This window comes from Jatrophihabitans lederbergiae, from assembly GCF_031845305.1.
In the GTDB taxonomy this organism is placed as follows: domain Bacteria; phylum Actinomycetota; class Actinomycetes; order Mycobacteriales; family Jatrophihabitantaceae; genus Jatrophihabitans_A; species Jatrophihabitans_A lederbergiae.
In genome coordinates this window covers 1-2,704 of the sequence record NZ_JAVREH010000133.1, presented here as the reverse complement: position 1 = coordinate 2,704, position 2,704 = coordinate 1, and the positions used below count along the sequence as shown (strand labels likewise).

The following is a 2,704-nucleotide window of genomic DNA, read 5'->3' as shown; positions in this document are numbered from 1 at the left end:
ATACAACTCGACAGCGTCGCGGCGAAACTCCTCGGAGTAGTTCTTCCTCGCCATGAGTGGATCATCTCGCTTCCACCCCACCGAAGCAGGGATTGAGCGTGTCCACTACTCGGGGTCAGGTCCCGGGCATCGGCCACTGCGTGACGGTGCTGCCAAGCGCGGGTTGAAGATCGGGCGCGGAGGTGGCGATTCGTGGGAATCGACGAGGTCGGGCGTGTCCACCACTTGGAATCACGGCCCATCTGACGACCTGCAGGCAATTCCTATCCTGTCCTTGACGTCGCGGGGCTCTCTGTCTATATTCTGGCGGTTCAGGTGACCTTCGCCTCTGCTCCGGACTGCTCCGCGCTGATTAAAATGAAGGAATGGTTAGACGGTTGCGGGTGTCCCTGGTCGGCGTGCCGCTGATGGCGATTGCGCTCGCTGGCTGTGCATCGATGACCGGCTCCGGTCATTCGGGGATGATGGGCGGTGGGTCGCGGTATCACTCCGCCGCCCTCACCTGTTCCGCTCCGACCTCGCTACCGGGGCGGACCGTGCGGGTGGAGCTGGGCGACATGGGGATGACGCAGATGATGGGCGGCACCGCCCCGATGGGGGCGCAGATGCGTCTGCAGGCCACGCCCGCCACCGAGCCGGCCGGCCCGATCAGCCTGGTCGTGTCCAATGTCGGCTGGCGCACTCACGAGCTGGTCATTTTCCCGCTAACGGCCGGTGCTGTCGCGGGGCAGCGGGTAGCGGGACCGGGCGGGAAAGTCTCCGAGACCGGCAGCATGGGTGAGGCTTCCAGCAGTTGCGGGAGCGGAGCCGGCAACGGCCTGGTCTCGGGAACTGTGGGTTGGGTGACCGTGACTCTGGCGGCGGGTCGCTACGAGTTGGTGTGCAACCTGCCCAACCACTACGCCGACGGGATGCACCAGGAACTGACAATCAGTTAGACGCGCTATCGGCCATGGATAGCGGAGGGCGACACTATCGCTGCGTCCAGGCGCCTTCGGGCCTGCTCGGCGACCGGGGCGAGGTCGGTGGCGGAACGCGCGGTGTTCTTGATGGCGCGGACCGTCACGTTCGGTCCATCACCTCGGCCAGGACGCGCCGTTCATCGAGCGCCCGGACGACAACGTTGCAGGGGCAGCAGCAAACCGATCGGGGCGTCGATGTCGATGACCTTGTGGGCCGAGGCTGGGTTGCAGGTCTTGTTCGAGATGGCGAGAGGGCGAGACGGCGCGAACTGGTGGCCTGGGCCGCAAGGCGCCCTTCCGGCTACCGCGACGCGGTGCCTTTCAAGGTTGCCTACGAGCCGCAGACTGGCGGGTCGTGGGCAGGGGTGAACTCGTCCGCTGCTGCGTGTGACTTAGACCGTATGGAGTGACTGCTCGCTGATGCTGGGTGGTTGCTGGCCGGGGCCTCGCTCACGCACAGTCGTGGGTTACCGAACGCGGGTCCCGTGTTCGGCCTATCCACAGGTGTGTGAGGAGGCCCCGGTGTTTGGTGAGCGTACGAGTGTTGGTCTGGATGTGCATGCCCGGTCGGTGTCGGCCGCGGCGATCGACAGCCACAGCGGTGAGCTGGTCAAGGCGCGGTTGTCGCTAGCGTATGAGGATGTGCTGGGTTGGGTCGCCAGCCTGCCGGGGCCGTGTGCGGTCGTCTACGAGGCCGGGCCGACTGGGTTCGGGCTGGCTCGGGCGTTGAGCGTGGCGGGTGTCCGGTGTGAGGTGGCCGCGTCCTCCAAGCTGCACCGCCCGCCTGGGGACCGGATCAAGACTGATGCCCGCGAGGCGTTGTTGCTGGCCCGGTTACTGCGCCTGGATGAGATCGTGTCGGTGCGGGTGCCGAGCGCCGGCCAGGAGGCCGCCCGTGATCTGGTGCGGGCGCGGGAGGCGTCTCGTTCGGATCTGATGCGCGCCCGGCATCGGCTGTCGAAACTGCTGCTACGCCAGGGCATCGTCTACACCGACGGGAAGGCATGGACCCAGGCCCATGAACGGTGGCTGGGTCGGCAGCGTTTCACGTTGGCCGGCACCCAGGCCGCGTTCGACGACGCCTACGAGACTGTGGTGCTGGCCGACGCCCGCCGCGACCGGCTGGACGAGAAGATCACCGCGATGGCCCGCGACTGCGAGTTCACGCCGATAGCTCGGCGGCTGGCCTGCCTGCGCGGCATCTCCACCCTCACCAGCTTCGCCCTGGCCGTCGAGATCGGCGACTGGGACCGGTTCACCGGCTCGAGCATTGGCGCCTACCTCGGGCTGGTACCCAGTGAACACTCCTCCGGGCAGTCCCGCTCCCAGGGCGCGATCACCAAGACCGGGAACACCCACGTGCGCCGCCTGCTGGTGGAGGCTGCCTGGCACCACCGGACCCCCTACCGACCCAGCCAAGTGCTGCAGCGGCGGTGGGATCTCGCCCCGGCCGCGGCCCGGGCCCGCGCACACGCCGGCAACCAGCGACTGCACCAACGCTGGGTCACCTACAACCTGCGCAAGAAGCGGCCGGTGATCGCCAACGTCGCCATCGCCCGCGAGCTGGCCGGCTGGTGCTGGTCCCTGGCGGTGATCACCAACTGAACCACCCACCCTGTCGACGGCGCTCCAAAGCTGGTCGGTTCCGGCGCTTGAAAAGTGAGCGGTTGTGGGCAGTCTAGGTCTCGGTTTGGTCGGTGGTGGTGCGGATGCTGGGGAGGCTGTCGATGCCTCGTCCGCGG

Annotated in this window: 2 protein-coding genes; both read left to right on the top strand. The window is 67.4% G+C overall.

From position 1 onward, the window contains the following. The first annotated feature begins 365 nt into the window (after nt 1-365). The gene (locus tag RM423_RS24455; protein WP_311425646.1) at nt 366-938 is read left to right on the top strand and encodes a hypothetical protein; all 573 of its coding nucleotides are present in this window, start codon (nt 366-368) and stop codon (nt 936-938) included. Between the two features lie 546 nt (nt 939-1,484). After that, on the top strand, nt 1,485-2,567 hold the full coding sequence (locus RM423_RS24450; protein ID WP_311425645.1) for an IS110 family RNA-guided transposase: 1,083 nt from the start codon (nt 1,485-1,487) through the stop codon (nt 2,565-2,567). Nucleotides 2,568-2,704: the final 137 nt, after the last annotated feature.

Bases quoted from the DNA above. Each gene is read 5' to 3' on its own strand.
- RM423_RS24455 (WP_311425646.1), top strand. From the start codon at position 366: ATGGTTAGACGGTTGCGGGTGTCCCTGGTCGGCGTGCCGCTGATGGCG.